The sequence below is a fragment of the Daejeonella sp. genome (assembly GCF_044232565.1).
Lineage (GTDB): Bacteria > Bacteroidota > Bacteroidia > Sphingobacteriales > Sphingobacteriaceae > Daejeonella.
In genome coordinates, this window is the sequence record NZ_JBIILQ010000163.1 from 1 (window position 1) to 6,367 (window position 6,367).

The following is a 6,367-nucleotide window of genomic DNA, read 5'->3' on the forward strand; positions in this document are numbered from 1 at the left end:
AAATAGGTGAAATTGCAGTCACCTTCTTTTATGCGCTTCGTTTAGATGCTTCGATGATTGCCTACCTTTCAGTAATTCCACTTATTGTTTACCTCATTTTACTTTTTATTCCCCGCTATAAATTCCCGGAAAGTATTGGGAAATATTACGTTATTTTCTTTGTTTTCTTTTTTTCAATCCTCTCAATTTTCAACCTGAACTTATACCGTGAATGGGGTTCAAAAATTAATTATCGAGCGCTTGATCTAGCCTTTAATTCAACTAAAGAAGCTATTGCATCAAGTTCCTCATCCCCTATTTTAATATCGCTGAGTATTTTAATTGGGATTTCAATCGCCTCAGTATTTTTTGCAAAAACAACAATCGATTTCAAAATTAAAGATCATGCAGAACCCTTGTGGAAGAAAGTAAGTACAGCCTTCATGATGCTAGCTTTGCTTTTTCTAACAATTAGGGGAGGTTGGCAATTATCGCCTATCAACCAGAGCATGGCTTACTTTTCGAATGAAACAGTCTTAAATCATGCAGCGGTTAATACTGAGTGGAATCTCATTCATGATATACTAAACAATAAATATGGCAAGGATAATCCCTATAAATATTTTTCAAGAGCAGAAGCTAAAAAAATTGTGGCCGAGCTATACAAAAAGCCAAGTGATGCGGGACTAAAAGTCATGAACACCGAACGCCCTAATGTGGTTCTCATTATTCTTGAAAGCTTTACCGCCGAATTAGTTGGAAGTTTGGGTGGCGAAAAAGGAGTGACACCGAACTTCGATAAATTAAGTACTGAGGGCATACTTTTCGAAAATATCTATGCTGCAGCAGGCCGCACCGATAAAGGCGTTGTGGCCACTCTCAGTGCATTCCCATCTCAGGCTATTCGAAGTATCATGAAGCAAAATTCGAAACAGGAGAAGCTTCCAGGAATTGCACAAGAATTTAAGTTGAACGCTTATGCCACTTCTTTTTATTATGGTGGTGAAAGTGAGTTTTTTAATATGAAATCCTATGTTTTGAGTCATGGATATCAAACTTTAGTCGACAACTATGCATTCGACAAAAAAGACATGAACTCCAAATGGGGCGCATACGATGAGAAGGTCTTTAGCAAACAATTAGTAGATATGGATCTTGTAAAACAGCCTTTCTTCTCAACAATATTAACTTTAACTAATCATGAACCTTTCGAATTGCCCGTAGAAAAACGATTTAAAGGTGAGCAGGTTGAAGATAAATTTAGAAGCACTTCTTTTTATGCTGATTCTTGTCTTGGCGCCTATTTATCTGCTGCCCAAAAGAAGTCTTGGTACAAAAACACTTTATTTATTGTTATTGCAGATCATAGCCATCGTTTACCTGCAAATCTTACAGAATTTGATCCCAAAAGGTATCGCATTCCGCTACTTTTCTTTGGAGATGTGATTAAAACAGAATATAAAGGCAGTAGAATTAATAAATTTGGTAATCAAACAGATTTAGCGACAAGCTTATTAAATCAGGTAAATATGTCATCCACACGTTATTCATGGAGCAAAAATCTATTTAATCCGAGCACACCGGGCTTTGCATTCTTCAATTGGGATAATGGTTTTGGATTTGCCACAAAAGATCAAATAATTTCTTTCGACAATGTAGGTAAAAACATTATTCTGCGTAAAAATGTTGCCAATCCTAAAATTGATAAGGACTTAGTAAGATATGGCAAAGCGCATATGCAAGAAGTATTTCAACAGTACCTAGATTATTAATTGATATCCCTTGCTAAGGCTTTAATCCAATCCATAAACAGTTTTGTTTCAAATTCTACCGCTTTATCAGCATGTTTTTGCCAATCCGGAGAAAAGTTCTTCAACTGAACGAGCATTTCTTCTAAATGACCCTCCTCTTCCAAAATAATCGACTTCACATTGACTTTGCTTGATGCCTGATCTAAAACATTTTGGTAGATTGGGTAAAGTTCATCTGCGCGGACTTCAATGGCATAGGTGACTAATAGATAAGCCGCAAATTTAAGATCATTACCGCTCAGCTTTAGCGCACTTTTTAGGTATTTGCAAACAAGTACATCTAATAAATTTAAATAATATCTACTATCCGAGCTCGCTAATAAATACTGATCTGCATAAGTGGGACAAGCATCAATACTAAGCTTTGAAATTTGTTTTTTAAGATAATATGCATGCCTATGCTCTTCAGCGGCATGTTTTAAAATAATGAGGGTAACATCTTTTTTATGCTCACTGGCAGAAATTTTTCGAGCACCTGAGTTTTCCATTAAGGAAAGTGTGTTTAACCAGCGTGCATGCTTATCGCTATCGGAAACTATTTTTGAAAGTAATTGACTAAAATCCATATTTAAAATCGCTCAAGCGCCTCTTCAATTTTTGTGTAAATATAGTCTAGATCTTCATTTTTAATACAATATGGAGGCATAATGTAAATAATATTGCCAAGTGGCCTTAAAATTATACCCTGATCCAGGAAAAAATTATATAAATTATCTCTCAAACTATTAAAATAGGATGTTTCAGCAAAAGTTTCCCACTCTAATGCTAAAATTGTTCCCGTTTGCCGGATGCATTTAACCTTTTTATGCGAAATAATTTTTGCAGCAAAATCCTTATGTTTCATTTCAATACGATGAAGATTTTGCTCTGTTTCTGGTTCCAAAAGCAGATCCATACTGGCAAGCGCTGAGGCACAAGCAATTGGATTTGCAGTGAATGAATGTCCGTGAAATAATGTTTTTAGTTTATCATCCGACAAAAAAGCATCGTAAATAGCTTTTGAGCAAGTAGTTATACCTAAAGCCATTGTCCCCCCAGTAAGACCTTTGGAAAAACACATTAAATCAGACTTTTCAATTAGGTAATTGCTGGCAAATAATCTACCTGTCCGACCAAAGCCAGTCATCACTTCATCTGCAATGGTAAGAATATTCTCCTTCCTACAATGTTTAATTAATTCGTCAAGGTGCTGAGCTTCATACATTTGCATACCACCTGCCCCTTGCACCAAGGGTTCAAAAATAAAGACAGATAGATCTGTTTTTAAGGAAGATATTTGCTTTTTGAGTTGCTCAATATTATCCTGATTGGGGAGGTCAATAAATTCAACTTCAAAAAGGAGTTTATCAAATGGCCTGGTAAATGCACTTCGTGCACTAACGGCCATGGCTCCAAAGGTATCGCCATGATATGAATTATTGAATGCTAATACCTTAGTTTTCTCCATTCCTTGATTACTCCAGAACTGAAAACACATTTTAAGTGCCACTTCTACTGCCGTAGATCCATTATCTGAATAAAATACCTTTGCTTGGTTGTTGGGAAGGATATTGATTAAACGTTCGGCCAATTCAACTGCTCCAGGATGTGTAAATCCAGCAAAAATAACATGCTCAAGTCTGTTTAACTGCTCAGAAACCTTTTTTGCAATGTAAGGATGTGAATGGCCATGAATATTAACCCACCAAGAAGAAATAGCATCCAAGTATTTTTTCCCATCTTCAGCATATAAAAATACCCCTTCACCACGAATGATAGGAATTGGAGCCGCTGCATTTTGCATTTGAGTGTATGGGTGCCAGATTAATGCCTGATCACGCTCAGCTAAACTTTTTTCGGCCATTTTTCTTTTAACAATTCTAAAACTTTTTGATCTGTAGGAAAAGTCAGGTCTTCCCTATTAAGTTCATGAATGCATTTCCAACGGAAAGCCTGAAGAATATCTCCTTTTGTCTGAAAATCAAAGGCCTTATCTCTAAAATCAAGATCAATAGCCGAAATAGGTTTTACTAAATAGTAAACACTAATAACCTGACTTTCATTAAAGACTGATTTTATAAAAAAATCAGTCGTGTAAAAATGCTCAAGAACCTCAATTTCTGTCTGGCACTCCTCCACAAACTCCCTTTTCAATGCGTCTATTAGTCCCTCGCCATACTCTAAGCCACCACCAGGGAATTTGCTAAACTGAAAACCAAACTCTTCCTCATCACTAATTAAGACATGATTGTTTTCATTAAAAATTAATCCATAAACGCGGACATTAAATTGATACATGGGGTGTAAAATGTTTTTGGTTTTTGGTTACATTTTCTGTTGTCCACGCAATATCAAGAGTTTTTGGCTCAGAACGAACTGAACAATCAGACATTTTACAATAATGACAACACTGTGGCATACAAGGATCGGCATGAATAAAAAATTCGGTACTTGAATTTGCTTGATTATTCACCAATTTATCAAGTTCAGAAACCTCCTCATGCACTTTATTCAAATCAAAATAATATGGTAGCGTTAAATGACAATCGATGTGAATATCAGAGCCATAGCGCTGTGTTCGCAAATTATGAATATCAATCCAAGCGTTTTTACGATGCCCATTAAGGATAGCAACAATTTCATCTGTTGTATCTAAATCAGACTCATCCATTAAACCTGAAACCGATTTACGCACTAATTTATAACCACTGTAAACGATATAGATTCCAATAAGTATGGATAAAATACTGTCAAGATAGTTTAAACCGGTAGTATAAATTAATAATAAACCTAGAACTAGCCCCGCACTGGTAAACGCATCCGTTTGAAGATGTTTTCCATCCGCATATAAAGTTAGTGAATTCAGTTTTTTGCTTTGGTCGATGAGGTAATAACCAAGAAAATAGTTGATTAATCCTGAAAGGCCAATTATTATTGTTCCAAGAATTAGATCACTAATTTCATGTGGAAAAAATAAGTTATAAACAGACTTAAAACTAATTAATATTCCTGCGATGATAATAAGAGCACCTTCAATAAAAACGGAGAAAAATTCAACCTTGCCATGCCCATAAGGATGATTTTGATCTTTTGGCCGAGAGGCAATATAAATACTATAGAAAGCAAAGAGGCTGGCCAAAATATTGACAATACTTTCGGCTGCATCCGTTAAAATGGAGTTAGATGATGTAATTAAATAAGCCGTAAATTTGGCTAGCATAAGTAAGATACCTACGACCAATGAAAGCAGAATGACTTTTTTTTGAGTTTGCAAAGCAGGAATTATTTTGGGTAAATTTATGCAATAGCAAAGAGCAATTATTAAAAAAAAGAAAAATTTGCTTGAATTCTCTTTAATTTTTGCTTTGGCAGGTCATGTTTCTATATTTGTTTTAATTATGAGCACATTATCACACCGCATAGACAACCTTTCTGAGTCTGCCACCATCAAAATGGCAAAAATGGGCCGCGAATTAGCCGCTAAAGGAGTAGACGTTATCAGTTTAAGCCTTGGCGAGACAGATTTTTTCACCCCCGACTTTGTGAAGGAAGCAGCCAAACAGGCTATCGATCAAAATTTTTCCTATTATACTCCTGTTCCTGGATATCCAGAATTGCGTAAAGCAATTGCGAACAAGCTTAAAAGAGAGAATAATTTAGAGTATGATTTCGATCAAATTGTAGTTTCTACTGGGGCAAAGCAATCATTAGCTAATGCAATACTTTGTCTTGTAAATCCTGGAGATGAGGTAATTATCCCTACTCCCTATTGGGTTTCTTACTCAGAACTTATTAAGCTTGCGGAAGGAGAATCTATATTCATCAATACTACCTTAGCTAGTGATTTTAAAATTACCGCAGAAGAGCTAGAAGCGGCTATAACGCCAAAGACGAAGCTTTTCATGTTTTCATCGCCTAACAACCCTACGGGAAGTGTGTATACCCGTGAGGAATTGGCTTCATTAGTTAAGGTTTTCGAAAAACATCCCGATATTTATATTATTTCTGATGAGATTTATGAGCATATAAACTTTTTAAATGATCATGAATCCATCGCACAATTTCCATCTATCAAGGATAGAGTGATTATAATAAATGGATTATCAAAGGCTTATGCTATGACTGGATGGCGAATTGGATACTCAGCAAGTAGTAAGGCAATTGCGACGGCTTGTGATAAACTTCAGAGTCAGATCACTTCAGGAACCTGCTCAATTACCCAAAGAGCTGGCATAGCAGCCTACGAAGGTGGATTAGAGACCATTTATGAGATGAAGGCTGTTTTCAAAGAACGTCGCGATCTAGTATTTGGCTTGTTAAAGGAAATACCGGGATTGAATGTTAATTTACCTGGCGGAGCATTTTATTTCTTCCCTGAAGTGAGCTCATTCTTTGGAAAAAGAAGTCCCGATGGTGAACTAATCAAAAATGCAGAAGACCTATCATTATACTTATTAAACACGGGTCATGTTGCTACTGTTAGTGGTGATTCATTTGGAGATCCAAATTCAATCCGGATTTCCTATGCAGCGGCAAACATTAAATTGATTGAAGCTATGAAACGTATAAAAAATGCGCTCGGAGCATTAAAATAAAAA

6 protein-coding genes are annotated in these 6,367 nt (G+C 36.0%); 2 read left to right on the plus strand and 4 right to left on the minus strand.

Features of this window, described 5'->3' with window-relative positions; genetic code table 11:
• Positions 1 to 1,751 (plus strand): LTA synthase family protein (locus tag ACILQF_RS09290; RefSeq protein WP_395627134.1); only part of this gene is annotated, 1,751 nt, incomplete at its 5' end.
• Here the strand turns inward: ACILQF_RS09290 and ACILQF_RS09295 are convergent.
• The 4 genes from ACILQF_RS09295 to ACILQF_RS09310 are packed head-to-tail and all read right to left on the minus strand — an operon-like array spanning position 1,748 to position 5,043.
• Positions 1,748 to 2,356, minus strand: a complete 609-nt coding sequence (locus ACILQF_RS09295) for a hypothetical protein (RefSeq protein WP_395627135.1) — start codon at positions 2,354 to 2,356, stop codon at positions 1,748 to 1,750. The genes ACILQF_RS09290 and ACILQF_RS09295 overlap by 4 nt on opposite strands.
• Before the next feature lie 2 nt (positions 2,357 to 2,358).
• Entirely contained in the window at positions 2,359 to 3,633 is a 1,275-nt protein-coding gene (gene bioA / locus ACILQF_RS09300; protein ID WP_395627136.1) for an adenosylmethionine--8-amino-7-oxononanoate transaminase, read from the minus strand.
• Positions 3,615 to 4,067 carry an NUDIX domain-containing protein gene (locus ACILQF_RS09305; protein WP_395627137.1) on the minus strand — a complete coding sequence of 151 codons (453 nt, stop codon included), beginning with the start codon at positions 4,065 to 4,067 and terminating at the stop codon, positions 3,615 to 3,617. The genes bioA and ACILQF_RS09305 overlap by 19 nt, the downstream gene beginning before the upstream one ends.
• Positions 4,054 to 5,043, minus strand: coding sequence for a cation diffusion facilitator family transporter (locus tag ACILQF_RS09310; protein ID WP_395627138.1), 990 nt, complete (start codon positions 5,041 to 5,043; stop codon positions 4,054 to 4,056). Before ACILQF_RS09310 ends, ACILQF_RS09305 begins: the two co-directional genes overlap by 14 nt.
• A gap of 124 nt (positions 5,044 to 5,167) precedes the next feature.
• Between ACILQF_RS09310 and ACILQF_RS09315 the strand changes: the two genes are divergently transcribed.
• On the plus strand, positions 5,168 to 6,364 hold the full coding sequence (locus ACILQF_RS09315; RefSeq protein WP_395627139.1) for a pyridoxal phosphate-dependent aminotransferase: 1,197 nt from the start codon (positions 5,168 to 5,170) through the stop codon (positions 6,362 to 6,364).
• Positions 6,365 to 6,367: the final 3 nt, after the last annotated feature.